Below are 25,851 nucleotides of genomic sequence, written 5' to 3' on the forward strand. Positions count from 1 at the left end.
GGGGGGACCCTGTGGGAGAGTAGGACGCCGCCGAACGATTATTACGGGAAACCCCGCACCATATGGTGCGGGGTTTTCTGCGTTTAGGGCAGGGAAAATCGCTCTCCTACGAGGGCTCCACCAGTTTGGTGTCGTACGCCAGGATCACCGCCTGGATGCGATCCCTCGAGCCCGTCTTCGCCAGGATGCGCCCCACATGGGTCTTCACCGTGGACTCGGCGAGATGGAGACGCGTGGCGATCTCCGTGTTGGTCCAGCCCTTGCCGATGACGGTGAGGATCTCGCGTTCCCGCTCCGTGAGCGCGGCCAGGCGCGGGTCCGGTGGGTCGTCCTCGGTGACGCTGCTGGTCGGCAAGTGGTGGGCGTAGGCGTCCAGAAGCCGACGGGTCAGACTGGGGGCCACGACCGCGTCGCCCGTCGCCACGGCGCGGATGCCGGACAGGAGTTCCTCGGGCTGGGCATCCTTCACGAGGAAGCCGGAGGCGCCCGCTCGGAGGCCGGCGTAGGCGTACTCGTCGAGGTCGAACGTCGTGAGGATCAGGACGCGGGTTCGGTCCCCCGAGGCGACGATGCGGCGCGTGGCCTCGATGCCGTCGAGGCCCGGCATGCGGATGTCCATGAGGACCACGTCGGGGTGCAGTTCCGCCGTCATGCGGATCGCTTCGCTGCCGCCGGACGCCTCGCCCAGGACCGTCATGTCGTCCTGGCTCTCCAGGAGCATGCGGAAGCCGAAACGCTGGAGGGGCTGGTCGTCGGCGATGAGGACCGTGGTCACTGCGGGGTTTCCTCCGGGAGGTGCAGGTGGACGCGCCAGCCCCGGTCGGGGCGGGGGCCGGCCTCAAGTGTGCCGCCGTACAAGGCGGTTCGCTCGCGCATTCCGGGCAGGCCGCGGCCGTCGGACGGGACTCGGGACGCCCCGCCGTCCTTGCCCCGGCCCGTGTCGGTGATCGTGACGTCGACGGCACCGTTCCTGCTGTGGGAGATGGTGATCGCGGCGGTCGCGTCGGCACCGGCGTGCTTCAGCGTGTTGGTAAGGGCTTCCTGGACGACGCGGTAGACGGTGAGCTGGCGGCCGGGAGACAGGGTGGCCCCGCCCCGGACCGTGGTGTGGACGGGGAGGCCCGCGCTGCGGACGCCGTCGACGAGCTGGTCCAGGTCGGTGAGTGTGGGTTGCGGGGTGAGGTCGGCGGGACGGCCGTGCTGGTCGTCGCGCAGGACGTCCAGGAGGCGGCGCAGTTCGCCCAGAGCCTGGCGGCTGGTGGTGCCGATGGCGTCGAGGGCCTGGGCGGCGCGTTCCGGGGACTTGGCGGCCGCGTACTTGCCGCCGTCGGCGAGGCCGGTGATGACGGAGAGGTTGTGACCGATGATGTCGTGCATCTCGCGGGCGATGCGGGCGCGTTCCGCGGCGGCGGCGAGCCGGGCCTGCTGATCGCGTTCGATCTCCAGGCGGCGGGCGCGGTCCTCCAGGGCCTCGGTGTAGCTCTGGCGGGTGCGGACGGTGATGCCGATGAGGGCGGCGACGACGACGGACGTCAGTTGCGAACCGATCTGCTGGCTCCAGTCCCCCTCGCCGTAGCGGGCGGTGGAGACCAGGACCGGAGTGAGGACCAGGGCCGTCGCCCACCACAGGGCGCGCAGGGGCAGGCGCAGGGCGATGTGATAGATCACGACGAGCTGCAGCAGGGCGGCCTGGAGGGCGGCCCCGGACCAGGCGTTGACCAGGGCGAACGGGGCCATCGCCAGCAGGACCGCCGCCGGGTGCCGGCGCCGCCACAGCAGGGGGACCGAGAGGCCGAGGCTCAGGGTGAGCAGGAGCCAACCGGGCACGTCCGGATTGTGGGTCACGTTGCGCCAGCCGTCGCCGACGTGGTCGACGAGGGCGGCCGTGACCCAGAAGGCGGTGAAGTGCAGGTCCCACAGGAGCGGACGGCGGCGGTCGAAGGCGTGCGCCCGCCTGTTGAGCCGCTGGAGGTACTGGGTGAGGGGTTCCGCCGTCCGCTCGGCCGCGGGGGTGCGTGCGGTCGGCGTTCGCGTCCGCTCGGCCGCGGGGGTGCGAGCCGTGGGTGTCTCCGTCTGCTGGGCCACGGGGTCCATGGTGGGGGGTCCGTCCGTCCGGAGGAACACGGTGCGGGCCACGCGGGTCAGACGTCCCGCCGCCGCAGGGCCGTCGCGGCCGCCGCGAGCGAGGCTGCGGCCCACAGGGTCAGGGCGAGCAGCGCGGTGCCCGGGGAAGGGCTGCCCGGCATGGGCTGGGCGGTGGTGAGGGCCTCCAGGGCCCTGCTGGGGAAGAGGCGCACGGCGTCGTCGACGGCGTCGTACTGGAGGATCGCCAGGACCTCCGGGAGGATCATGACGAGGCCGATGTAGACGCCCGAGGCGACCGGGACCGAGCGGGTCAGGGCGCCGATGCCGAGGGCCGTGACGGTGAGGAGCGTGAGGCCGGCCGCGTTGCCGGCGAGGGCGCGCAGCACGCCGGGGTCGCCGAGGGCGGCCGACTGGTCGGTGCCGTCCAGGAAGGACTGGGCCAGCGGGAAGGTGAGGAGGTTGGTCCACAGACACAGCGGGAAGGTGACCGCGGCCAGGACCGCGGCCTTGGACCACAGGACGGGCAGGCGGCGCGGGACCGCGGTCATCGTGGCCCGGATCTGGCCCGTCGAGTACTCGCCGGCGGTGGCGAGGATGCCCAGGACGGCCAGGTTGATGGTGGCGAACTGGGTGCCGAGGAGGACGAAGACGACGGTGTCGAGGCCGCCCTCGCCGGTGCCGTCGTAGGCGGCGCCGAGGCCGACGCCCATGGCGAGGGTCAGGGCGCTGGTCACGGCGAGGTTGATCGAGGTGGAGCGCAGCGTCCACAGCTTGTGCCATTCCGAGCGCAGGACCCGGGCCGGGGTCACGCGGTGGGCCGGGGCGCCGGTCACGGTCGCGGTGCTCATGCGGCTGCTCCTTCCGGGGTCGCGGCGTACTCGACCGCGTCGCGGGTGAGGTTCATGAACGCCTCCTCCAGGGAGGCCGAGTTGGGGGTGAGTTCGAACAGGGGGATGCCGTGGGTCGCGGCCGTGCGGCCGATGTGCTCGGCGTCGGTGCCGTGCACGGTGAGGGTGCCGGGGGCGTCGGTGGTGAGGGTGACGCCGGGGGCGGCCAGGAGGCCGGCGAGGGTGGCTGCCCCGGGGGTGACGACCGTGACGGTGCCGGCGCCGGAGCGTCGTACGAAGTCGGTGACGGTGGTGTCGGCGAGGAGCCGGCCGCGGCCGATGACGATCAGGTGGTCGGCGGTCAGGGCCGTCTCGCTCATCAGGTGCGAGGAGACCAGCACCGTGCGGCCCTCGCCGGCCAGGGACTTGAGCAGGTTGCGGACCCACAGCACGCCCTCGGGGTCGAGGCCGTTGACCGGCTCGTCGAGGACGAGGGTGGCCGGGTCCCCGAGCAGGGCGGCGGCGATGCCGAGCCGCTGCCCCATGCCGAGGGAGAAGCCCTTGACGCGGCGGTGGGCCACGTCGGTCAGGCCGGTCTGCGCCAGGACCTGCTCCACGCGGCTCTTCGGGATGCCGTGGGTGTGGGCGAGGGCGCGCAGGTGGTGGTACGCGGTGCGGCCCGGGTGAACCGAGCGGGCCTCCAGCAGGGCGCCCACCTCGGTCAGCGGTGCGGTGTGGGTGGCGTAGGAGCGGCCGCCGACGGTGGCGTGGCCGCGGGTGGGGGCGTCCAGGCCGAGGATCATCCGCATGGTGGTGGACTTGCCGGCGCCGTTGGGGCCGAGGAAGCCGGTGACGGTGCCGGGGCGGACGGTGAAGGACAGGTCGGTGACGACGGTCCGGTCGCCGTAGCGCTTGGTGAGTTCCTGTGCGGTCATCATGCTTCGATGCTCGTCCGCGCGGGGGCGGCGGGCGTCCGACCGTGGGCAGTGAACCGGGTGAGGGCGGTAGTACCCGGGTACTACGGTGACCGGCATGTGGAGCCCGCCCCCAGAGGCCTGTGTGATCCGGTCGGTGCGCGCCGAGGAGTGGCCCGCCGTCAGGGAGCTGCGGCTGGCCGCACTGGCGGACCCGGTGGCGCACCTGGCGTTCCTGGACACGTACCAGGAGGCGGCGGCCCGGCCGGACTCGCACTGGCGGGAGCGGACGGCGAACGCCGCGGAGGGGGCGACGGGGGCGCAGCAGTTCGTCGCCGAGGCCGGGGACGGGCGGTGGGTGGGCACGGTCGCCGTGCTGGTCGAGGAGGCCGGTACGACGGACTGGGCCGGGTTCCCCGTGGAGCGGCGCCAGGGGCATCTGGTCGGGGTGTACGTGCGTCCGGAGCTTCGGGGGAGCGGTGTGACCGAGGCGCTGTTCGACGCCGCGCTGGAGTGGGCGTGGGGGCGCGGGGCGGAGCGGGTGCGGCTGATCGTGCATCCGGAGAACACGCGGGCGCTGCGCTTCTACCGCAGGGCGGGGTTCGTGGAGAGCGGGGTGACCGTGCCGCTGGACGGGGAGCCGGGGGTGCGCGAGGTGGAGATGGTGGTCGAGCGGCGACCCGGCGCGGGGATCGGCGAACGCCTGGGGTCAGACCGGTAGTTCGTCGTGCGGCCAGCGGGTCCTGCCCTGCTCGCGGGATCGGAGCAGGGCCAGGGTCGGCATGCCCAGGTCGGTGCCGGTGGCCAGGAGGTCGGGGAGCTGGGGGAGGGGGGCCACAGCCGCCACGTCGTCCAGGACGAGGGTGAGTGGTGGGTCGAGCCGACCGGAGGATGACCGTTCGGCCATGCGCCGGCCGTGCTCGACCACGCTTGAGGCGAGCGCCGTCAGCAGGGGCATCGCGCCCGGATGGGTCCGGGGATCCTCGATGGATTCACCCACCACATAAAGCGTGCCCCCTTCGTGGACGAAGGAATCCAAGGCGAGGGCATCATTTCGATGGGGAGTGCATGCCTCGCGGACGTTGACCGTGGACAGGGCGGCCAGCGTACGGGTGGTCAGTTGCTGTGCCATGTCGCGGCGTTCGGGGTGCGCGGTGAGGGCCGCCTCGAGTTCGCCCGCGGCGCCGGGGGCGGCCTTCTGGTGGGTGCGGAGGATGCGGACCGCGTCCTGGACCTGGGCGCCCTGGGCCCAGCGGTGGATGTGACGGACGGTGCGGCCGTCGACCGCGGCGGCGTGGAGGTAGCTGCGCAGGAGGAGTTCCGCGGTGTCGCCGACGGCCTGGTCGAGTTTCGCGGTGGGGCGTACGGCGGCCAGGAGTGCGGCGGCCCGCCGGGTCGCCGTCGTCCTGTCCTCGCATCCGGTCGTGGGGGACCAGTGGAGGCGGGAAGGGGTGTCGCAGAGGTGGGTGGGGTCGTAGAGGAGGACGGGGCCGAGTTTGGCCCGGGCGTCCTTGGTGTCCGCCCAGAGGGCCGGGTTCGAGGTCAGGACGAGGACGGGGCCCGCCGCGTCGTGTACGGCCCGGGTCGCTGTGGTGTGGCGGGTGGCCGGGGGGCCGTAGTGGACCGCGTGTTCGGGGCGGTGGGTGTCCCACCCGGTCACGGGTCCGTCTTCGGTGACGGGCGCGGTGACCGGCTCCTCCCGTGCCGGGGCCTTCTCCTCCTGCGGCGCCCGGGGTGTCGGTACCTCGTGCTGCGCCGGCGCGGGGGCGGGTTCCGGTGCCGCCACGGCCGCCGCCGCCCGGTGCGCCCGTTGGCGTGCCCGTACCGCCCGCCAGCGGGCCACGGTGCCCAGGACGAACACCGTCAGGACGACGAGGATCATCAGTTGGCCGATGAGCAGGCCCCAGAACAGGCCGTACCCGGAGAGGCCGGCCGGTGGGGTCTCCGGCCAGGCGCCGGGCAGGTCGTGGGGCTGCGCGGCGAGCCGGCGCATGGCCAGGGGGGTGCGGGCGAAGGTGACGCCGGACGGCCAGGAGCCGTGGGCGAAGAGGCCCGCGAGACCCGTGGCCGTCCAGACCATCACGGTGATGCCGAGGAGGAACGCGAGGAAGCCGATCAGCAGCCCGTCGGGAATGCCGCCCTGGCCGTCCCGCCCGTGTGCGCGGTGATCGCCCGGTCTCACGTGCCCTCCTCCTATGCCACCGTCGACTCGGAGTCGCCGACGTGCTGCTCCACGAAGGCCGCCGCGCGTTCCTCCGCCTCCAGCTCGGCGGCGTGCAGCGCGTCGTCGTCGAAGTCGGCGGAGGACTCGGTCATCGCGCGGTCGGTGAAGACGAGGGGGCGTTCGGTCTCGGTGACCAGGTGCTTGACGACCTGGACGTTGCCGTTGACGTCCCACACCGCGATGCCGGGGGTCAGCGTGGGGATGATCTCCACGGCCCATCGGGGCAGGCCCAGCACCCGGCCGGTGGCCCGGGCCTCGTCGGCCTTCTGGGCGTAGATCGTCCGCGTCGACGCCATCTTCAGGATGGCCGCCGCCTCCTTCGCCGCCGCTCCGTCGACCACGTCGGACAGGTGGTGGACGACGGCCACGAAGGACAGGCCGAGCCGGCGTCCGAACTTCAGCAGCCGCTGGAACAGCTGCGCCACGAACGGGCTGTTGATGATGTGCCAGGCCTCTTCGACCAGGAAAATGCGCTTCTTGCGGTCGGGGCGGATCCAGGTGTGCTCCAGCCACACGCCGACGATCGCCATCAGGATCGGCATGGCGATGGAGTTGCGGTCGATGTGGGACAGGTCGAAGACGATCAGCGGGGCGTCCAGGTCGATGCCGACCGTGGTGGGGCCGTCGAACATGCCGCGCAGGTCACCGTCGACCAGCCGGTCCAGGACCAGGGCGACGTCCAGGCCCCACGCCCGTACGTCGTCTATGGCGACGTTCATCGCCTCGGCCGACTCCGGTTCGGGGTGGCGCAGTTGTTCCACGATGTCGGAGAGGACCGGCTGGCGTCCGACGATCGTCTCGTTGACGTAGGCGTGCGCGACCTTGAGCGCGAAGCCGGAGCGCTCGTCGAGGCCGTGGCCCATCGCGACCTCGATGATGGTGCGCAGCAGCGCGAGCTGTCCCGTCGTGGTGATCGACGGGTCCAGGGGGTTGAGCCGGATGCCGTGGTCGAGGGCGGCCATCGGGTCCAGCCGGATGGGGGTGATCCCCAGCTCCTGCGCGATGAGGTTCCATTCGCCGACGCCGTCCTCGCCCTGGGCGTCCAGGACGACGACCTGGCGGTCCCGGAAGCGCAGCTGGCGCAGGACGTAGGTCTTCTCCAGGGCCGACTTGCCGTTCCCGGACTCCCCGAGGACCAGCCAGTGCGGGGCGGGGAGTTGCTGGCCGTAGAGCTGGAAGGGGTCGTAGATGTAGCCCTTCCCGGAGTAGACCTCGCGGCCGATGATGACGCCGGAGTCGCCGAGGCCGGGGGCGGCGGTGGGCAGGTAGACCGCCTGTGCCTGGCCCGTGGACGTGCGCACCGGCAGACGTGTCGTCTCGACCTTGCCGAACAGGAAGGACGTGAAGGCGTCGGTGACGACGGACAGCGGATCCCGCATATGGGCTCAGCCCCTACCTTCGAATGCCGGTGGCGAACGGGAGTGTGTTCACGAAGGCGCGGTGGTGCTCACGGTCGCACCACTCCAGTTTCAGGTACGACTTTCCGGCCGACGCCCTTATCGTGCGCTTGTCGCGGGCCAGGGCCTCGGGCGAGCGGGAGGACACGGTGATGTAGCCGACGAGGTTGACGCCGGCCGCGCCGCTGGCGAGGTCCTCGCCGCGCTGGTCGAGGCGGCTGTGGGCGGCGATGTCGCGCGGGTCGACGGTGCGGTTCATCTTGGCGGCGCGGGACGCCTCGGCCTCGTCGTTGGTCTTCTCGGTCAGCATCCGCTCGATGGCGACCTCGGTGGGTTCCAGGTCCATCGTGACGGCCACGGTGCGGATGACGTCGGGGGTGTGGACCAGCAGCGGGGCGAGGAAGTTGACGCCCACGGGGGTCATCGGCCACTCCTTGATCCAGGCGGTGGCGTGGCACCAGGGGGCGCGGGTGGCGGACTCGCGGGTCTTGGCCTGGAGGTAGGTGGGCTCCATGGCGTCCAGTTCGGCCGGCCAGGCGTTGCGCTTGGTCATCGCCTGGATGTGGTCGATCGGGTGGTCCGGGTCGTACATGGAGTGGATCAGCGAGGACAGCCTGCTCTGGCCGAGGGGCTGCCGCACGCGGATGTCGGCCTCCTGGAGGCGGGAGCAGATGTCGGTCAGCTCACGGGCCATGACGACGGCGAGCCCGGCGTCGCGGTCCACCTTGCCGCCGCTCTGGGAGCGCATGGCCCGCGCCATGGTGTTGGCCTCGGCGGCCAGCTCGCGGGTGTAGTGCATGCAGGCGACGAGGTAGGCGCGGTGCTGCTCGCTGCTGGTCGACACCATGGACTGGAGCTGGTCGTAGGACTGCTGGAGCCAGGCCGGTGTCTTGTCGTCGCCGCGGACGGCGACGTCCTTGGCGTGTGCGTCGGGGTCGGCGGGCAGGGTGCGGGCGAGCATCTGGATGCGGGTGACGAAGCCGTCGCCGTTGGCCACGTGCTTGAGGAGGGTGCCGAAGCGGTCGACGAGGGCTTCCTGGTCCTCGGAGTCGCGCAGGCCGACGCCGGGGCCCTCGATCTCGATGGCGGCGGTGACGGTCTTGCGGTCGGCGTGGAGCAGTACGGCGATCTCGTCCGGGCCGAAGGGCGCGGCGAGCCAGGTGATCCGGCCGATCCCGGGCGGCGGGCCGACCTCGACCTCGCGCCCGTCGAGCCGGGTGCCGGCCTCGACGACCCCGGAGCGGTAGGTGGCGCCGCTGCGCAGGGTGCGCTTGTAGCTGCGGTTGATCTCGAACCACTTGTAGAAGGTGCGGTGCTTGTACGGCACGTACACCGCGGCCAGCGCCAGCATCGGCAGGCCGGCGAGCAGCACGATGCGCAGGGACAGGACGGGGACGAGGAGCCCGCACATCATGCCGAGGAACGCGCCGACGACGATGAGCGCGATCTCGCCGGTCTCCCGGTTGCGGCCGACGATCGCGTTCGGCCGGGCGCGGCCGATCAGATACGTACGGCGGGGCGTGACCGGATGGGACAGGTGGGACTCGGTCGTCAACGCCCTTCACCTCCCGTGCTGTTGGTACTGCTGTTGCGGGCACTGCTGGCGTGCGGGGTGTTCACCGGACTGCTCGAGCGGGGTGCGGGTGCGGCGGAGGGGACGGATCCGCCGGTTCCGCGGGAGCTGTGCGCGGCGACTCCGCCGGAGGCGGGGTTGGCATGGCGGGGACCGGAGGACTGGCTGCCGCCGTTGTTGTCGGTGCGGGAGCTGTGGGTCTTGATGCCCTGGGCGACGAGGGTCGCCGGGGAGCTGATGACGGCGGCGGCCTTGCCCTCGGCGCCCTGCATGAGGCGGTTGTTGCGGGAGCCGGCGATCTCGTCACCGAAGCCGGGGACGAAGCGGTAGATCATCGCGGACGCGAAGATGGCGAGCAGGATGATCGCGAGGCCGGAGACGACGGCGGAGAAGGCGTCGGGGCCGTCGTCGGCGGACAGTGCGCCGGCGAGGCCGAGCACGATGACGATGACGGGCTTGACCAGGATCACCGCGATCATGATGCCCGCCCAGCGGCGGACGTGGCCCCACAGGTTCTTGTCGACGAGCCCGGCGTAGACGACGGTGCCGAGCAGGGCGCCGACGTAGAGCAGGGCGGCGCGGATGACGAGCTCCAGCCAGAGGACGCCGGCGGCGAGGATGGACACGAGGGAGACGACGATCAGCATGATCGGGCCGCCGCCGATGTCCTCGCCCTTCTCGAGGGCGGCGGAGAACGTGCCGAAGAACGTGTCCGTCTGATCGCCGGTCGCCTTCGCGAGGACCTCGGAGACGCCGTCGGTCGCGGAGACGACGGTGTAGAGGATCAGGGGCGTGAACGCGGAGGCGAGCACGGTGAGCCAGAGGAAGCCGATGGCTTCCGACAGGGCGGTGGTGAGGGGGACGCCCCGCACGGCCCGCTTGGCGACGGCGAGCAGCCAGAGCAGCAGCGTGAGGATGGTCGACGCGGCGAAGACGACGGCGTACTGCTGGAGGAACTTGGGGTTGGTGAAGTCTACGGTGGCGGTGTCCTCCACGGCGGCGCTGAGCTTCTTGACGGTCCAGGAAGCGGCGTCTGCGCAGCCCCTTGCCAGGGAGGCGAGGGGGTCGAGGGTGGAGGTGGGGTCGTTGAGGGAACCGGCTCCGCCGGAGCTTCCGCCGCTGCCGCCTTCGCCGCGTTCGCAGTAGTCCTTGGCGGGGCCGCGAACGAGGTCACAAGGATCGTTGCTGTTCGTCGGCGTCGGCGTTGGGGTCGGTGTGGGTGCGGCGTCGGCTCGGGTGGCGAGCAGCACCGTGGCGGCCTGCACGGCGGCGACGGAGGCTGCGAGCCCGAGGAAGCGGTGGTTAGCGCGCATAAGTGAACCCTCCGTACTCCTCGACAGCCTTCGTCATGTCGTCGGCGGTGGAGGCCTTCTGGTCGCGCCCGACCGGGACTGGTCCGTCCTGCTGCTGGAAGTCGGTGACCTTCCAGTCGTTGTTGATCCACTTCAGCTGGTACGTAGTCGTGTACCAACTCTCGGTAACCGGGTTGGTGGAGCCTTCGCCGGACAATCCGAACAGCGAGGTGTACCAGACCTCGACGGTGGCGTCGTCCGCGCCGGAGGCCGTCACCTTGGTGCCCACTGGGACCACACGGGAGACGAAGGTCTGGCCAGCTGGCGGCTTTCCGTCCTTGTCGAGTCCGATGTTTCGGAGAAACTCCTTGCTGGAGTACGCCTTGTCCAGATCCGCCTGCCGGGCGGCGGCGATCTCGGGCGCGTAGACGGTGGTGACGATCTGATGTCGGCGGCCTTCGTCGAACATCTCGGCGGAGCCCAGCACCACCGCGTAGTTCGCTGCCGCGCTCTCCGCCCCCTGCCGGTCGTGCGCGAACCCCGTCGGGATCCCCGACGACTTCGTGTCGACCGGGTTCTTGCCCGACGGTTCCGTCGCCGCTGCCTTCGGGGAGTCGTCCGTGTCCGCCGACGGGGAGTCCCCCTCGCCGCGGTTCGCGAAGGCGATCGCGGCGATGAGGAGGACGACCACGCCGACCACCGTGACCAGGCTGCGCGACGACGAGCGGGTGCCTCTGCGGGCGCCGCCGTACGGGCCGCCGTCCCCTTCGGGCAGGCGGGTGCGGGTCTGGCCCGTGCCGCCGTAACCGCCGGAGGCCTCGTGCTGGTCTCCGAGACTCATGCCGCTACGCCCCCTCGACGTCGTGCGGAAACACCTCGTGCTCCGTGTACTCCACGTACGACGGTAGCCGTGCTGGTTCCCGCGCGGGCGCGGTGTGGTGACTCGACATCAGGGAGACGCAACCTCAGCCGGTGGGCACGACGGGCGAATGGGGTGGGGAGGCAGCCGGGCGTGCCCGGTCGGACCGATGGGGCGGGGGCTACACGGCCATGCCGTACACGATGGTGAACAGCGTGCCCAGCGAGCCGATGATGAAGACTCCTGTCAGCCCCGCGATGATGAGGCCCTTGCCCTGTTCGGCGCTGAAGGTGTCCCGGAGGGCCGTCGCACCGATCCGCTGTTTGGCGGCGCCCCAGATGGCGATGCCGAGGCAGATCAGGATGGCGACCGCCATGACCACCTCGATCATCACCTTGGCCTCGTTGCCCAGGCTGCCGAAGGGGCCCCAGTCCGGAGCGATCCCGCCGATGATGGTGTTGATGTCTCCCTTGTCGGCCGCAAAGAGCATGTAAGTCACCGCCCCTGTTGGGTAGTTCCGCATCCTCTGCGGTCGTGCAGAGGTCAGGCCTCATTCTCGCCGACAATGACACTGTCGCATGTCGACTTGGCGTCATTGGTTGGCGGGTTTCGTGCGAATAGCTTGCCACCGGCGCACGCCGGTCTGCGGCAGGGGCGTGCTCCAGTGGGTGAAGAGTCGTATCGTCACTCTGTGTATCACGGTGTGTTACGCCCGGCAACGAGGTGGGAGCGGAACCTGTCGCCCGGTTTTGTCGTTGACGGTTTTCCTGTGCAGTGTGACGTTTCTGACGGCCTGTCGAGTGGGGTCAGCGGGGCTTCAGGCCGTGCAGCAGGAGGTGGATCAGTTCCTCGACGCCGGTCGCGGGCGAGGTGCCGGCCAGCGTGTCGACGGCCGTGAAGGCGGCGAGCCCGTGGAGCGCGGCGCCGACGGCGACGGTGAGCTGGTGGGGGTCGCCCGCGGCGATCTCGCGCCGTTCCTGCGCCTCGGCGATGAACCGGCCGATCGAGCCGATCGTGCGGTCGATGGCGGCGGCCATGCGCCCGGCGGATTCCGGATCGTGCTTGCGGGCGTACATCAGGTCGAGCAGCGCGGCGTTGCCGACTGCGAAGTCGAGGTACGCGCGGGCGAGCGCGGTGAGGCGGGGCTCCAGGGGGAGCGCGGGGTCGTCGGCGGTCTCCAGGGCCTGGGCGAGCCGCTCGTAGCCGCTCAGGGCGAGGGCGTCGAGCAGGGCCTGCTTGTCCTTGAAGTGGCGGCCGGGCGCGGCGTGGCTCACCCCGGCCTCGCGGGCCAGTTCGCGCAGGGAGAGTGCGCCCGTTCCCTTCTCCCGCAGGGTGCGCTCGGCGCCGGCGAGGAGGGCGGAGCGCAGGTCTCCGTGGTGATAGGGGCGGCTTGCGGGCATGGCCTCATCGTATCTCGATGTTGATGTCATCAACTTTGTTGTCATTGACAGCATTGTTGCCGCCGTCTACATTCGGCGCATGGCTGAGACGAGCGAGCACGCGTGGAACGAGACCGACCTGCCCGACCTCACCGGACGGACGGTCGTCGTCACCGGCGCCAACAGCGGCATCGGCCGCACCGCCGCGGAGGCGCTGGCACGGGCGGGGGCGCACGTCGTCCTCGCGGTACGGGACCCGGAGCGCGGGCGGGCCGCCGCCGTGACGTTGTCCGGCAGTACGGAGGTGCGCCGGCTCGACCTGGCCGACCTAACCTCGGTCCGGGAGTTCGCCGCCGGCTGGGACCGGCCGCTGGACATCCTCGTCAACAACGCCGGCGTGATGATGCTGCCGAGGCAGCGGACCAGGGACGGGTTCGAGATGCAGTTCGGTACCAACCACCTGGGCCACTTCGCGCTGACGAACCTCCTGCTGCCGTACCTCACCGACCGCGTCGTGACCCTCTCCTCCGCCGCGCACCGCTGGGGTGACGCGACCATCGAGTTCGACGACCTCGACCTCACCGCCCGCTACACCCCGCGGCGCGCCTACGCCCAGTCCAAGCTGGCGAACCTCCTGTTCACCCTGGAACTCCAGCGGCGCCTGACGGAGGCGGGCTCGCCGGTGCGGGCCCTCGCCGCGCACCCCGGTTACGCCGCGACGAACCTCCAGAGTCACGCGGCCAGTCCGGTGCTGCGGGCGTGCATGAAGGCCGGCAACAGGTTCCTCGCCCAGGACGACCGGGCGGGCGCGCTGCCCACCCTGTACGCGGCGACGCAGGACCTCCCCGGCGCGAGCTACGTCGGCCCCGACGGCTTCGCGGAGACGCGCGGCGCTCCGACGCTCGTCGGCCGCTCGCGGGCGGCCGCGGACCCGCTGACGGCACGTCGGCTGTGGGCGGTGTCGGAGGAGCTGACGGGTGTGGCGTTCCGGCTCGTCGGTGGAGACGTCGCGCGTCCGTAGTGCGGTGGGGCGGACGGGGGAACCGGTCCGTGTGGCATGGTCGGTGCCGTGCAGTCACTGAAGCCCCAGGATCCCGCGTCCATAGGTACGTACACCCTGCTCGGACGGCTCGGCGCCGGAGGCATGGGGCAGGTGTACCTCGGACGGTCGCCGGGTGGGCGTCTGGTCGCCGTCAAGGTGATCCGGGACGAGATCACCGACCACCCCGAGGCACTGGCCCGCTTCCGGCGCGAGGTGGAGACGGTCCGGGCGGTACGGAGTGCTTACACAGCGAACCTGATTGACGCCTCGTTGGACTCCGCCCCCTACTGGCTGGCCACCGAGTACGTGGCCGGACCGACGCTGAACAAGGCGGTGGAGGACCGGGGGCCGCTGCCTCCGGAGACGTGCCGGGGTGTGTTCGCCGCCCTCGCCGAGGGGCTGGCGGCCGTGCACGCCCACGGGGTCACGCACCGGGATCTCAAGCCGCAGAACGTCATCCTGGCAGCGCAGGGGCCGCAGCTCATCGACTTCGGCATCGCCCGCGGCGCGGGCCAGACCGTCCTCACCGAGGCCGGGCTCGCCCCGGGCACCCCCGGCTTCACGGCGCCGGAGGTGCTGCTGCGCAACGAGGTGGGACCGGCCGCCGACGTCTTCGCGCTCGGGGCCACGCTCGCATACGCGGCGACGGGACGGCCGCCGTTCGGCGCGGGTGAGCCCGCCGGGGTGAGCTACCGCGCGGTGCACGAGTCGATCGACCTCGCCGGTGTGGAGCCGGGGCTGGCGGCGCTCATCGAGGCGTGTGTCGCCAAGGACCCCGCGGCCCGCCCCGGCCTCGCCGAGGTGATCGCGCGCTGCGGCGTGCGGTCCGCGCTCGTCGAGGACGGGTTCTACCGGTCGCTCTCCGGTCCCGCCGAGCCGGTGAGCGCGCCCGCTGCGGTGCCGTCCGCCGCCTTCCATGCCCTGCCGACGGCCGCGTCCCCGTACCCCTCCGGGTACACGCCCACGCAGCTGAGCCCTCCCGCACCGCCAGGGCGCAGGCGCCCCGCGCCCTGGCTGATCGCAGTGGGCGCGGGGCTGGTGGCCGGGGCCGTGACGGCGGTCTTCCTGCTGCCGGGCGGGGACGGCGCGGACCAGGACGGGCAGGCCCGGCCGCGGGGCACCACGCAGGCGCCCACGCAGGGGGCCGACAAGGAGCCGACGGCCCGGCCGCCCGCCTACGTCGAGGCGACCAATCCGAACGTCGACTACTGGACGGCGGATCCCGACTCCCCGTCCGGAGGGTCGTGCCAGCTTCCGTCCGAAGAACGGAACATCAACTTCCAGAGCTCCATCACCGCGGCCGACTCGCGGTCTCCGTACACCTCGGGCAAGGGTCGGATCGCCATCCGGCTGAAATACCCCGCTTCCCGGCCCGGTGAGACGTACTACGTCTCGGTCGCCGTCAAACCCCCGCACGAGATCGACACGGACACGGGCCGGCCGATCGAAGGGCTGTCCACGGAGAACCGGGGCCTCGGGTACACGAGCGAGCCCGTCGACCTGTACGCGCGCCACGACGGTGACGCGGCGTCCGACACCGTCGTCCTCACCTACCCCGACGACTTCCACGCCCACGTGCGCGGCAGGAAGGCCGATGAGGCGATACCCGTCGAGAACGATCCGGGGGACTGGACCGTTCTGTTCCTGCATGTCGAGCGACCGGGGAAGTACGCGACCATCGACTGCCGCGGATTCACCGTGACGTAGCTGACACGGCGGCGGCAGGCTGGTAATTGACCCGTAAAACGGGTTTGCGTGGGGGAGAGTTGAAGCGTGCGGAAGGTATGGGTGGTCGGCGCGGCGGCGGTCGCGGGCGGACTCGGCTTCGTGATGCTGCTCGTCGTCGGCGTGTACGTGGTCGCCGGAAACCTCGTCAACGGTGCGACGGGCGCGGGCAAGAGGCTCGCCGAGGGCTCCGTGCCCGCGGCGTACCGGAAGCTGGTGCAGCAGTGGGGCAACCTGTGCCCCGCGATCAACCCCGCCCTGCTGGCGGCCCAGTTGTACCAGGAGAGCGGGTGGAAGCCGAACGTCGTCAGTCACGCCGACGCCCGCGGCATCGCCCAGTTCATCCCCAGCACCTGGGCCACGCACGGCATCGACGGGGACGGTGACGGGGACCGCGACATCTGGGACCCGAAGGACGCGATCCCGTCGGCCGCGTCCTACGACTGCGAGCTGGCCGGGTACGTCAAGAAGGTCCCCGGAGACGTCACCAACAACATGCTCGCCGCCTACAACGCCGGTGCCTACCGCGTCATCAGGGCGGGCGGGGTGCCCGCGATCACCGAGACGCAGAACTACGTCAAGCGGATCCGCGCCCTGGAGAAGAGCTTCGCCGCCCCCGTCGGCCGGGTCGATCCCTCGAAGCAGGCCGCCGGCGCCATCGCCTACGCGCAGAAGAAGCTCGGGACGCTGTACCTGTGGGGTGGCAACGGGACGGCCGAGCAGGGTGGGCGGTTCGACTGTTCGGGGCTGACCAAGGCCGCGTACGAGAGCGTGGGGATCACGCTGCCGCGAGTGGCCAACGACCAGTACAACGCGGGGCCGCATCCCAAGCGTGAGGAACTGCTGCCCGGGGACCTGGTGTTCTTCTCCGACGACCTCACCAACTCGCGGGCCATCCGGCACGTCGGCATCTACGTCGGAGGCGGGTACATGATCAACGCGCCCCGGCCGGGCGCGGTGATCCGGTTCGACCCGATCGACACCCCGGACTACTTCGGGGCCACCCGGGTCACCGAGGATGGCGCAAAAGCGTTGCCCACGGCGTTGTGAGCGCTGCGTGAACCGACCCCCTGAACTGGGGCGACGAGTCTCTCTTCGATAACGTCTACGTGATCATTCGGTGGAGCGTGGAACGTATCAGCGGGGGCCGTGCGTTCCTGTTGTCGTAGCCCGAGCAGACGAGCGGATCTACGAACCACGGGGGTGGCAGGAGCGGCGTACGCACGGTGCGCCGGGAGAGAGGACGAAGGGGCCGCAGCACCATGGCTGGACTCGCCGAATCCGGGTCGAACCCCGACGTCGACCTGCTGTACGACATCAACGGCCTGGCCAAGCAGGCCCCGCCGTGGTTCGACCGGATCATGGAGTACGTCGGTGAGTACGGACTGCTGCTCGCCATGGTCCTGCTGGTGCTGTGGTGCTGGTGGGGCGTGCGGCGGCGCGGCGGTGAGGACGCCGCGTCCTCCGTCGCGGCGCTGGTGTGGGCACCGCTCGCGGCCGGCGTCGCGGTCCTGGTGAATGCGCCGATCCGCGGATTCGTGGAGCGGCCCCGTCCCTTCTACGACCACGAGGGCCTCGAGGTCCTGGTCTCCGGCAAGACCGACTACTCCTTCGTCAGCGACCACGCGACCATCACCATGGCGCTGGCGGTCGGACTGTTCGTCGCCAACCGGAAGTTCGGGCTCGTCGGGCTCGGCATCGCCCTGTTCGAAGGCTTCTGCCGCGTCTACATGGGCGTGCACTACCCGACGGACGTGGTGGGCGGGCTCGCCCTCGGCACCGCGGTCGCGCTGCTGCTGTCGCCGCTCGCCATGGCCCTGCTGACGCCGGTCACGCGGGCGATCGAGCGGTCGCCCCGGGCCGGGTGGCTGATCAGGGCGCGGGGGCGGACCGACGGGCAGCAGGACACGCTGCTCCCGGGCGCCCGCAGCGGGGCCACGGGCCCCGAGGAGCGGGACCTGGCGGCGTAAGCGCCGAGGTGCTCACAGGGACTGCGGGTGGCCGAACAGGCGGTTCGGGTCGTACCGCTTCCTGAGTTCGGCCAGGCGGGGAGCGGCGTCGCCGTAGTACGCCGCGCGCCAGTTCTTCAGCGTCGGGTCCGGGTAGTTCTGGTAGGCCGTCCCCGACGCGTGGGGGCGCATGGCCCGGTGGGCCGACGTCAGCCACGCCTCCGCGGCGGAGCCGGAGGTGCCCTCCCGCCACGAGGCGAGGTACTGCGCCAGCATCCGGGAGCGGCGGTGCACGAACGCCGTGGCGGTGGGCGCCACGCGGTTGACGGCGCCGCCCAGCGCGGTGAGGGCGATGCTGCCGGAGCCGCCGCGGACGGCGCGGATCCGGGACAGGACGGTCTGGATCCCGGCGGCGGACAGCGGCCGGTCGAAGAAGTCCGAGCGGGCCGAGTACGTCTCGCGGCGCAGCGCACCCTTCGGTGAGCGGCCCGGCGTCCGGCCGGGCAGGTGGCACTGGGCGTCCTCGGCGAACGACGAGCAGCCGGCGTACATCTCCATCGACTCCTCGTACGAGCGCCGCCGCAGGGAGACGCTGCTCGCGGAGGCGCCGACACGGTCGGCGAGGCGGTCGACGGCGTTCTGCAACTCGCCGTGGGTGCCGAGGGAGAAGACGGTGACGGAGACGGTGGGGGTGCCGCCTGGGCGGTTCCCCAGGTGCAGGGACGACCAGATCTCGTCCGGCTGGGCCGGGCCCCACTCCTGCCACGCCTTCACCACCGCGGCGGCCCTCGGCCAGGGCCAGGTCAGGTACGCGGTGACGCTCCGCGGGGCCGGGTGGGTGCGGAAACGCAGCTCGGTCACGACGCCGAAGCTCGCGTGGCCGGCGCCGCGCAGGGCCCAGAAGAGCTCCTTGTTCCTGGTGGCGTCGGCGGTGAGCCGCTTGCCGTCGGCGGTGATCAGGGTGGCCTGGGTGAGGCTGTCGCAGGTCAGGCCGTAGGCCCGGGAGGCCACGCCGTGGCCGCCGCCGAGGGTGAGGCCGGAGATCCCGACGGTGGGGCAGGAGCCGCCGGGGACGGTGACCCCCTTGGCGGCGAGGGAGCGGTAGACGTCGATGAGCTTGGCGCCGGCGCCGATGACGGCGGTGCCGGCGGAGGCGCGGACGGCGGCGATCCCGGAGACGTCCAGGATCAGGCGGTCGGTTCCGGAGGACCAGCCGGCGTAGTGGTGGCCGCCGTTGCGGATCGCCACGGGGACCGCGTGGGTGCGGGCGTAGGCGAGGGCGGTGCGGATGTCGTCCTCGTGGGCGACGTAGGCGACGGCGGCGGGGCGCAGGCTGTCGAAGCGGGTGTTGTAGAGGCGGCGGGCGGTCTGCCAGTCGGCGTCCCCGGGGCGGACGAGCTGCCCGTCCAGGCCGCGGGCGAGGGCCTTCCAGTCGGCGGGGGCGGTGGCGCGGGTGGGCGTGAGGGGGGTGGTGGTGGCCGCGCGGGTCCTGGTGCCCCCGTCGGCGGTGCAGGCTGCGGCGGCGGTGAGGGCGGCGGTGAGGGCGGCGGTGGCGCCGGCGGTGAGGAAGGTGCGTCGTTCCATGGTGTCTCCCGGGTCCGTGGAACGAGACGGGATGCGGGGCGCACGGGTTCCATGCCGGGGGAGGCACGACGGTCCGCAGCGTGCGGGGGTCCGTTCACTCTGCGGTGTGGTTCTCGGCGTCCGTGCGGGCCTGGCTCCTTGCTCTTCTGGCGGGACCCCGCCAGCCGCAGGAGCAGCGGGCCACGCAGAAGGGGCCCTGTTCGGTGGTGGTCGTGATGTGTTCCCGGGGCTCCGCCCGCACGTCCTGATACGCCACGCCGACCACCGTACCGCTCCCACGGGCCCGCGTGACGGGGGCGATTACCGGTCGTTAACGGGAACGACAAGCGGCCCGTGTCGGACGGAGCGGGGGTAGGCGGACGATGGCTCGACGGCAACTGCGGCGCGGGCGGCTGGGCGATGGGGTGGTTGCGGTCGCGGTCGTCGGCTGTCTGGGACTGGCCGGCGCCGGATGCGCGACGAGCGGTGCCGCGAGCGTGGGTGCGTCCGGCGGGGATCCGGTGCGCGTGGTGCGGGCCGCCGCGGACGCGCTGGTGGACGCCGGGAGTTCCAGGGCGCGTACGGCCATGGAGATGGCGACCGGCGGCACCCGGGTCACCATCCGGGGGGAGGGCGTGTACGACTTCCGCAGGCGGCTGGGGCGGCTGGAAGTGCGGCTGCCGCAGGATCCCGCGGGGGCGAGCGCGCGGCGGGCCATCACCGAACTGCTCGCCCCGGGCGCGCTGTTCATGAAGAACCGGGGCGCCGGGGTGCCCGCCGACAAGTGGGTGCGGGTGGACACCGGGACGCTGTCCGACGGGAACCTCGTCACCGGCGGCGCCACCGATCCGTACGCCGCCGCCGAGGTGCTGCGCGGGACGCGCACGGCGACGTTCGTCGGGCGGACGCGGGTGGCGGGCACCGAGGTGCGGCACTACCGGGGGACGGCGGACCTGGCGCGGGCGTCGCGGGCCGCATCGGACGCCAACAAGGGGCCGTTGGGGGCGGCGGCGAAAGGGTTCGCCACGGCCGAGGTGCCGTTCGACGTCTACCTCGACGACCAGGGCCGCATCAGGAAGGTCCGGCACCGGTTCAGCTTCGTCAACGGGCGCCAGGAGCAGCCCGTCGCCGTCGCCTCCACCACGCTGCTCCACGACTTCGGGGCCGCCGCCGATGTGCGGCTGCCCGAGGCGGAGGACATCTACGCGGGCCGGATCGCCGAGGAGTGACCGGCGTGAACTAGCCCTTACGTGCCATGCGCGGGGAGTGGGGCGCTCCCTACTCTAGGAAGCCGGTGACGGCAGAGACGAGGTGACGCGTGTGGCTCCGCTCGGCGGTGGGACGGTTCAGGACCACGTGGCCCTCGCCGAGATAGAGCTGTGCGGAGAGCTGATCATCGCCGCGTCCGAGGCCGAGGACCGGCTCAGCCTGGAGAGCATCGACCAGGTGCTGCGGGTGGCCGAGGCCCGGGGCGAGAGCCCCGGCGACTGAATCCGGCCGCCGGACGCCCCCTCGATCGGCGTGCGCCCCCTGGTCAGGTGCGCAGCATGCGGGCGATCGCCTGCGTCGCCTCCTTGACCTTCGCGTCGATCTCGTCGCCGCCCTTGACGGCCGCGTCCGCGACGCAGTGGCGCAGGTGCTCCTCCAGCAGCTGGAGCGCGAAGGACTGCAGGGCCTTGGTGGAGGCGGACACCTGCGTGAGTATGTCGATGCAGTAGACGTCCTCGTCGACCATGCGCTGAAGGCCGCGGATCTGGCCCTCGATGCGGCGCAGACGCTTGAGGTGTTCCTGCTTCTGGTGGTGGTAGCCGTGGACGCCGTGGTCGTGGTCCGTCACGATGCCGGTGACGGCCCCGGTGTCCGTGACCTCCGTCGCGGTCGTGACGTCCGTCGCGTCCGTCCTCTCCGGGGAGGAGGGCGCACCTGCGCCGGCCTCGGTGGTCGTCATCGCGTCCTCCTGGTGCACTGGCAGCCGACACATACCCCTGGTGGGTATATGGTACCGAACTTTGCTGGGTATAGGCATCTTGGCCGATGTCGTGCGCGGCGGCCGGTTCCCGACCCCGGATCGCCCCAGTGCTCATCACTGTGCCTGATGGGCGACACTGGGGGGCGGCCCGTTAGTCGTGGCCGGATGATGCGCCTAGCATCAGCCTGACCGAAACCGATGCATACCGAGGACCCCACGTGCGCTTTCGTCTGACCCCCAGGGAGACGAGCTTCTACGACATGTTCGCCGCGTCCGCGGACAACATCGTCACGGGCTCGAAGCTCCTGATGGAACTGCTCGGGGCGGACACCTCCGCCCGGGCCGAGATCGCAGAGCGTATGCGGGCCGCCGAACACGCGGGTGACGACGCCACGCACGCGATCTTCCACCAGCTGAACTCCTCGTTCATCACGCCCTTCGACCGCGAGGACATCTACTCCCTCGCGTCCTCCCTCGACGACATCATGGACTTCATGGAGGAGGCCGTCGACCTGGTCGTCCTCTACAACATCGAGGAACTGCCCAAGGGCGTCGAGCAGCAGATCGAGGTGCTGGCCCGGGCCGCCGAGCTCACCGCCGAGGCCATGCCGCACCTGCGCACGATGGAGAACCTCACCGAGTACTGGATCGAGGTCAACCGTCTGGAGAACCAGGCCGACCAGATCCACCGCAAGCTGCTGGCCCACCTCTTCAACGGCAAGTACGACGCCATAGAGGTGCTCAAGCTGAAGCAGATCGTGGATGTACTGGAGGAGGCGGCGGACGCCTTCGAGCACGTGGCGAACACGGTGGAGACCATCGCCGTCAAGGAGTCCTGACCCTATCCATGGACACCTTCGCTCTGGTCGTGACCATCGGGGTCGCGCTCTTCTTCACGTACACCAACGGCTTCCACGACTCGGCCAACGCGATCGCCACGTCCGTCTCGACGCGGGCGCTCACGCCCAAGGCGGCGCTGGCGATGGCGGCGGTGATGAACCTCGCCGGCGCCTTCCTGGGGTCCGGGGTCGCCAAGACGGTCAGCGAGGGGGTGATCCAGACCCCCGAGGGCTCGAAGGGGATGGGCATCCTCTTCGCCGCGCTGGTGGGCGCCATCGTCTGGAACCTGATCACCTGGTACTTCGGCCTGCCCTCGTCCTCCTCGCACGCCCTGTTCGGCGGCATGGTCGGTGCGGCGCTGGCGGGCGGGACGACGGTGTACTGGCACGGTGTGCTGGAGAAGATCGTCATCCCGATGTTCGTCTCGCCCTTGGTGGGTCTGCTCGCCGGTTACCTGGTGATGACGGCGATCCTGTGGATATTCAGGCGGGCCAACCCGCACAAGGCGAAGCGCGGTTTCCGCATCGCACAGACGGTGTCGGCCGCGGGCATGGCGCTGGGACACGGTCTCCAGGACGCGCAGAAGACCATGGGCATCGTGGTGATGGCGCTCGTCATCGCCGACGTCGAGGACCACGGCGACCCGATCCCGGTGTGGGTGAAGATCGCCTGTGCGGTGATGCTGTCGCTGGGCACGTACGCGGGCGGCTGGCGCATCATGCGGACGCTGGGCCGCAAGATCATCGAGCTGGACCCGCCGCAGGGTTTCGCCGCGGAGAGCACCGGGGCGACGATCATGTTCGGGTCGGCGTTCCTGTTCCACGCGCCGATCTCCACGACGCACGTGATCACCTCGGCGATCATGGGCGCCGGGGCGACGAAGCGGGTGAACGCCGTGCGCTGGGGCGTCGCGAAGAACATCATCCTGGGCTGGTTCATCACCATGCCGGCGGCCGCGACGGTGGCGGCGTGCTCCTTCGGGCTGGTGCACCTGGCGTTCCTGTGAGGTCCGCCGGCGCGGCGGCCGACCGGGTGCGTGCACGGTGCCAGGGACACGCGGTGCTCCGCGCAGGGCGACCGGCCGGCCGGCGGTCGCGAAACGTGGACGGCTGGGGGAAGGCCGGCGCCGGAGGGACGGTCCGCCAGGGCAGGACGGCGGCGGCCACCACACCCGCGCCGCGTCCGGAACACGCGACGGGCCCGCCCCCCGGGAGCCGGGGGGCGGGCCCTTCTGCGGCCTCGCGGTGGCACCGCCATGCAGCACCGCGAGGGGTTCGGATCAGCCGAAACGGCCGGAGATGTAGTCCTCTGTGGCCTGGACCGACGGGTTGGAGAAGATCCGCTCCGTGTCGTCGATCTCGATCAGCTTGCCCGGCTGGCCCACGGCCGCCAGGTTGAAGAACGCGGTGCGGTCGGAGACACGCGCCGCCTGCTGCATGTTGTGCGTCACGATGACGATCGTGAACCGCTCCTTCAGCTCACCGATCAGGTCCTCGATGGCGAGGGTGGAGATCGGGTCCAGGGCGGAGCAGGGCTCGTCCATCAGCAGGACGTTCGGCTCCACCGCGATCGCGCGGGCGATGCACAGACGCTGCTGCTGACCACCGGACAGGCCGGAGCCGGGCTTGTTGAGGCGGTCCTTGACCTCGTTCCAGAGGTTCGCGCCCCGCAGGGACTTCTCGACCACGTCGTCCAGCTCGGACTTCTTGTACTTGCCGTTCAGCCGCAGGCCCGCCGCGACGTTGTCGTACACGGACATCGTGGGGAACGGGTTCGGGCGCTGGAAGACCATGCCGACCTCGCGGCGCACCGCCACCGGGTCGATGCCCGCGCCGTACAGGTTCTCGTCGTCGAGCATGACCTTGCCCTGCACCCGGCCGCCCGGCGTCACCTCGTGCATGCGGTTGAGCGTGCGCAGGAAGGTGGACTTGCCGCAGCCGGACGGGCCGATGAAGGCGGTCACGGAGCGGGGTTCGACGGTCATCGAGATGTCCTCGATGGCCAGGAAGGAGCCGTAGTAGGCGTTGAGGCCGCTGACATCGATGCGCTTGGCCATGGGAATCACTGCTTCTTTCGGGTTCGGATCGCTGACTTGTCTCGCTCGTGGCCGCGCGTCAGCGACCCGTCTTGGGGGCCTTCCAGCGGGCGATGCCCCGGGCCACCAGGTTGAGGACCATGATGAACGCGATGAGCGTCAGGGCCGCGGCCCAGGCACGGTCGTAGGCCGCGTCGGAGCCGTTGGTGTACTGCAGGTAGATGTACATCGGCAGCGAGGCCTGCGGGTCCTGGAACGGGTTGGAGTTGATGAAGTTCGTGCCCCAGACCAGCAGCAGCACGGGGGCGGTCTCACCGGTGATACGGGCGATCGCCAGCATCACGCCCGTGGTGATGCCGCCGATGGACGTCGGCAGGACCACCTTGAGGATGGTGCGCCACTTCGGGACGCCCAGGGCGAGGGACGCCTCGCGCAGCTCGTTCGGGACGAGCTTGAGCATCTCCTCCGTGGACCGGACGACCACCGGGATCATCAGGATGGACAGGGCCATCGAGCCGGCGAAGCCGGAGTAGCCCATGCCGAGGATGAGGATCCACAGGCTGAGGATGAACAGACCGGCGACGATCGACGGGATGCCCGTCATGACGTCGACGAAGAAGGTGACGGCCTTGGCGAGCTTGCCGCGTCCGTACTCGACCAGGTAGATCGCGGTGAGCACACCGATCGGCACCGAGATCAGGGTGGCGAGGCCGACCTGCTGGAGGGTGCCGAGCAGGGCGTGGTAGACGCCGCCGCCGGGCTCGGTGTCGGCGACCACGCCCATGGAGTGGCTGAGGAAGTGGCCGTCGAGGACCTCGGTGCCGCGCTTGACGGTGTCCCAGGTCAGGGACGCGAGCGGGACGACGGCCAGGATGAAGGCGACCCAGACCAGACTGGTCGCGGTGCGGTCCTTGGCCTGGCGGCGCCCCTCGACCTTCGCGGAGATCGCGTACGAGCCGAGTACGAACAGCAGGGAAGCGATCAGCGCCCACTGGATGTCGCTGTTCAGGCCGGCCGCGGCGCTGATGCCGAGCCCGAGGGCGATCGAGCCCGCGGCGACCGCCCAGGCGAACCACTTGGGCAGGGTCGCGCCGCGCAGCGAGGAGCGCTTGGCGGTGACGGATGCGTGGCTCATGCGTTGGCCCCCGAGTACTCCTTGCGGCGGGCGATGATCAGGCGGGCCGCGCCGTTGACCAGCAGCGTGATGACGAACAGGACGAGACCGGAGGCGATCAGCGCGTCCCGGCCCATCTCGGTCGCCTCGTTGAACTTGCTGGCGATGTTCTGGGCGAAGGTGCCGCCGCCCGGGTCGAGCAGGCTGGCGTTGATGTCGAAGGACGGGGAGAGCACCATGGCCACGGCCATCGTCTCGCCGAGCGCGCGGCCGAGGCCCAGCATCGAGGCGGAGATGACGCCGGAGCGGCCGAACGGCAGCACCGACATGCGGATGACCTCCCAGCGCGTGGCGCCGAGGGCGAGGGCCGCCTCCTCGTGCATCCGCGGGACCTGGCGGAAGACCTCACGGCTCACGTTGGTGATGATCGGCAGGATCATGATGGCGAGCAGGATGCCCACCGTGAACAGCGAGCGCGGGGCGCCGTCGTTCCACTCGAGGATGCCGGTCCAGCCGAGGTAGTCGTCGAGCCAGCCGTACAGACCGTCCAGGTGCGGCACCAGGACGAGGGCGCCCCACAGGCCGTAGACGATGGACGGGACGGCGGCGAGCAGGTCGATCACGTACGCGATGGCACCGCCGAGGCGGCGGGGGGCGTAGTGCGTGATGAAGAGGGCGATGCCGACGGCGATCGGGACCGCTATGACCATGGCGATGACCGACGACACGACGGTGCCGAAGGCCAGGACCGCGATGCCGAACTCCGGCGGGATGCCGCTGGGGTTCCACTCGAAGGACGTGAAGAAGTTCGCCTCGTCCTTGCTGATGGCCATGGTCGCGCGGTACGTCAGGAAGGCCGCGATCGCGGCCATGAGTACCAGGACGAAAATGCCGGAGCCGCGGGAGAGCCCGAGGAAGATCCGGTCGCCGGGGCGGGTGGCGCCGCGGGCGGCGCGCTTGGCCTCGGCACCGGCCGGCGGCTGGGGTGCTGGGGGAGCGGCGGGTTTCTGGGTGGTTATGTCCATCGGGGTTCTCCGGTCTGCGGAACCGCCGGGGCGGGCGGC

At 71.2% G+C, this 25,851-nt stretch carries 26 protein-coding genes; 9 read left to right on the forward strand and 17 right to left on the reverse strand.

Translation table 11 applies throughout. The annotated features are described in order from the left end of the window. Positions 1-106 precede the first annotated feature (106 nt). Genes ACFYOV_RS19435 through ACFYOV_RS19450 form a run of 4 tightly spaced genes read right to left on the reverse strand, consistent with a single transcriptional unit; the run spans position 107 to position 3,850 of the window. Entirely contained in the window at positions 107-775 is a 669-nt protein-coding gene (locus ACFYOV_RS19435; protein ID WP_389089252.1) for a response regulator, read from the reverse strand. Further along, on the reverse strand, positions 772-2,094 hold the full coding sequence (locus ACFYOV_RS19440) for a sensor histidine kinase (protein ID WP_389089253.1): 1,323 nt from the start codon (positions 2,092-2,094) through the stop codon (positions 772-774). Before ACFYOV_RS19440 ends, ACFYOV_RS19435 begins: the two co-directional genes overlap by 4 nt. Before the next feature lie 47 nt (positions 2,095-2,141). Beyond that, positions 2,142-2,933: an ABC transporter permease gene (locus ACFYOV_RS19445; RefSeq protein WP_389089254.1), complete on the reverse strand. Its 792-nt coding sequence runs from the start codon at positions 2,931-2,933 to the stop codon at positions 2,142-2,144. Continuing rightward, positions 2,930-3,850, reverse strand: a complete 921-nt coding sequence (locus ACFYOV_RS19450) for an ABC transporter ATP-binding protein (protein ID WP_389089255.1) — start codon at positions 3,848-3,850, stop codon at positions 2,930-2,932. The genes ACFYOV_RS19445 and ACFYOV_RS19450 overlap by 4 nt, the downstream gene beginning before the upstream one ends. Before the next feature lie 94 nt (positions 3,851-3,944). Between ACFYOV_RS19450 and ACFYOV_RS19455 the strand changes: the two genes are divergently transcribed. After that, entirely contained in the window at positions 3,945-4,547 is a 603-nt protein-coding gene (locus ACFYOV_RS19455) for a GNAT family N-acetyltransferase (protein ID WP_389089256.1), read from the forward strand. Here ACFYOV_RS19455 and ACFYOV_RS19460 read toward each other — a convergent pair. The 7 genes from ACFYOV_RS19460 to ACFYOV_RS19490 all read right to left on the reverse strand — a co-directional run bounded on the left by ACFYOV_RS19460 (position 4,536) and on the right by ACFYOV_RS19490 (position 12,571). Continuing rightward, the gene (locus ACFYOV_RS19460) at positions 4,536-6,008 is read right to left on the reverse strand and encodes a type VI secretion protein (RefSeq protein ID WP_389089257.1); all 1,473 of its coding nucleotides are present in this window, start codon (positions 6,006-6,008) and stop codon (positions 4,536-4,538) included. The genes ACFYOV_RS19455 and ACFYOV_RS19460 overlap by 12 nt on opposite strands. An 11-nt stretch (positions 6,009-6,019) precedes the next feature. After that, complete coding sequence (locus tag ACFYOV_RS19465; RefSeq protein WP_389089258.1) at positions 6,020-7,429, reverse strand: ATP-binding protein; 1,410 nt, start codon at positions 7,427-7,429, stop codon at positions 6,020-6,022. Positions 7,430-7,442: 13 nt separating this feature from the next. Further along, positions 7,443-9,002, reverse strand: a complete 1,560-nt coding sequence (locus ACFYOV_RS19470; RefSeq protein WP_389089260.1) for an SCO6880 family protein — start codon at positions 9,000-9,002, stop codon at positions 7,443-7,445. Further along, complete coding sequence (locus ACFYOV_RS19475) at positions 8,999-10,333, reverse strand: hypothetical protein (protein WP_389089261.1); 1,335 nt, start codon at positions 10,331-10,333, stop codon at positions 8,999-9,001. The genes ACFYOV_RS19470 and ACFYOV_RS19475 overlap by 4 nt, the downstream gene beginning before the upstream one ends. Next, the gene (locus ACFYOV_RS19480; protein ID WP_389089263.1) at positions 10,323-11,153 is read right to left on the reverse strand and encodes a hypothetical protein; all 831 of its coding nucleotides are present in this window, start codon (positions 11,151-11,153) and stop codon (positions 10,323-10,325) included. Before ACFYOV_RS19480 ends, ACFYOV_RS19475 begins: the two co-directional genes overlap by 11 nt. A 199-nt stretch (positions 11,154-11,352) precedes the next feature. Then, entirely contained in the window at positions 11,353-11,661 is a 309-nt protein-coding gene (locus ACFYOV_RS19485) for a hypothetical protein (protein WP_004000049.1), read from the reverse strand. 316 nt (positions 11,662-11,977) lie between these two features. Next, positions 11,978-12,571 (reverse strand): TetR/AcrR family transcriptional regulator, encoded by a 594-nt coding sequence (locus ACFYOV_RS19490; RefSeq protein ID WP_389089264.1) that lies wholly within the window; start codon positions 12,569-12,571, stop codon positions 11,978-11,980. 79 nt (positions 12,572-12,650) lie between these two features. Between ACFYOV_RS19490 and ACFYOV_RS19495 the strand changes: the two genes are divergently transcribed. From ACFYOV_RS19495 to ACFYOV_RS19510, 4 genes are all read left to right on the forward strand, one after another. Then, complete coding sequence (locus tag ACFYOV_RS19495) at positions 12,651-13,571, forward strand: oxidoreductase (protein WP_389089266.1); 921 nt, start codon at positions 12,651-12,653, stop codon at positions 13,569-13,571. A 48-nt stretch (positions 13,572-13,619) separates the two neighbouring features. After that, positions 13,620-15,299, forward strand: a complete 1,680-nt coding sequence (locus ACFYOV_RS19500) for a serine/threonine-protein kinase (RefSeq protein ID WP_389089267.1) — start codon at positions 13,620-13,622, stop codon at positions 15,297-15,299. A gap of 123 nt (positions 15,300-15,422) precedes the next feature. Then, positions 15,423-16,367, forward strand: coding sequence for an NlpC/P60 family protein (locus ACFYOV_RS19505; protein WP_389089650.1), 945 nt, complete (start codon positions 15,423-15,425; stop codon positions 16,365-16,367). Between the two features lie 212 nt (positions 16,368-16,579). Further along, positions 16,580-17,287, forward strand: a complete 708-nt coding sequence (locus ACFYOV_RS19510) for a phosphatase PAP2 family protein (RefSeq protein WP_389089269.1) — start codon at positions 16,580-16,582, stop codon at positions 17,285-17,287. 12 nt (positions 17,288-17,299) lie between these two features. Here ACFYOV_RS19510 and ACFYOV_RS19515 read toward each other — a convergent pair whose 3' ends face one another. After that, a complete protein-coding gene (locus ACFYOV_RS19515) occupies positions 17,300-18,850 on the reverse strand; it encodes an FAD-binding oxidoreductase (RefSeq protein WP_389089270.1) in 1,551 nt (516 codons plus the stop codon). Positions 18,851-18,944: 94 nt separating this feature from the next. Next, positions 18,945-19,106 carry a hypothetical protein gene (locus tag ACFYOV_RS19520; protein WP_389089271.1) on the reverse strand — a complete coding sequence of 54 codons (162 nt, stop codon included), beginning with the start codon at positions 19,104-19,106 and terminating at the stop codon, positions 18,945-18,947. 106 nt (positions 19,107-19,212) lie between these two features. Here ACFYOV_RS19520 and ACFYOV_RS19525 point away from each other — a divergent pair, with 106 nt between their 5' ends. Together ACFYOV_RS19525 and ACFYOV_RS19530 are read left to right on the forward strand one after the other, a co-directional pair. Further along, a complete protein-coding gene (locus tag ACFYOV_RS19525) occupies positions 19,213-20,058 on the forward strand; it encodes a hypothetical protein (RefSeq protein ID WP_389089272.1) in 846 nt (281 codons plus the stop codon). A gap of 82 nt (positions 20,059-20,140) precedes the next feature. After that, positions 20,141-20,320: a hypothetical protein gene (locus ACFYOV_RS19530; RefSeq protein ID WP_389089274.1), complete on the forward strand. Its 180-nt coding sequence runs from the start codon at positions 20,141-20,143 to the stop codon at positions 20,318-20,320. A gap of 43 nt (positions 20,321-20,363) precedes the next feature. On the opposite strand, the gene ACFYOV_RS19535 is transcribed toward ACFYOV_RS19530, so the two are convergent. Further along, the gene (locus ACFYOV_RS19535; RefSeq protein WP_389089275.1) at positions 20,364-20,777 is read right to left on the reverse strand and encodes a metal-sensitive transcriptional regulator; all 414 of its coding nucleotides are present in this window, start codon (positions 20,775-20,777) and stop codon (positions 20,364-20,366) included. A gap of 239 nt (positions 20,778-21,016) precedes the next feature. On the opposite strand from ACFYOV_RS19535, the gene ACFYOV_RS19540 reads away from it, so the two are divergent. Then, a complete protein-coding gene (locus tag ACFYOV_RS19540; protein WP_358868685.1) occupies positions 21,017-21,637 on the forward strand; it encodes a DUF47 family protein in 621 nt (206 codons plus the stop codon). 8 nt (positions 21,638-21,645) lie between these two features. Then, positions 21,646-22,644: an anion permease gene (locus ACFYOV_RS19545; RefSeq protein ID WP_389089277.1), complete on the forward strand. Its 999-nt coding sequence runs from the start codon at positions 21,646-21,648 to the stop codon at positions 22,642-22,644. A 273-nt stretch (positions 22,645-22,917) separates the two neighbouring features. Here the strand turns inward: ACFYOV_RS19545 and pstB are convergent, their stop codons facing one another. The 3 genes from pstB to pstC are packed head-to-tail and all read right to left on the reverse strand — an operon-like array spanning position 22,918 to position 25,812. Continuing rightward, a complete protein-coding gene (gene pstB / locus ACFYOV_RS19550) occupies positions 22,918-23,694 on the reverse strand; it encodes a phosphate ABC transporter ATP-binding protein PstB (RefSeq protein WP_389089278.1) in 777 nt (258 codons plus the stop codon). Between the two features lie 58 nt (positions 23,695-23,752). Further along, positions 23,753-24,808, reverse strand: a complete 1,056-nt coding sequence (gene pstA / locus ACFYOV_RS19555) for a phosphate ABC transporter permease PstA (protein WP_389089280.1) — start codon at positions 24,806-24,808, stop codon at positions 23,753-23,755. Beyond that, positions 24,805-25,812 (reverse strand): phosphate ABC transporter permease subunit PstC, encoded by a 1,008-nt coding sequence (pstC, locus tag ACFYOV_RS19560; RefSeq protein ID WP_389089281.1) that lies wholly within the window; start codon positions 25,810-25,812, stop codon positions 24,805-24,807. The genes pstA and pstC overlap by 4 nt, the downstream gene beginning before the upstream one ends. Between the last annotated feature and the right edge of the window lie 39 nt (positions 25,813-25,851).

The sequence above is a fragment of the Streptomyces sp. NPDC005931 genome, assembly GCF_042871235.1.
In the GTDB taxonomy this organism is placed as follows: Bacteria; Actinomycetota; Actinomycetes; order Streptomycetales; family Streptomycetaceae; genus Streptomyces.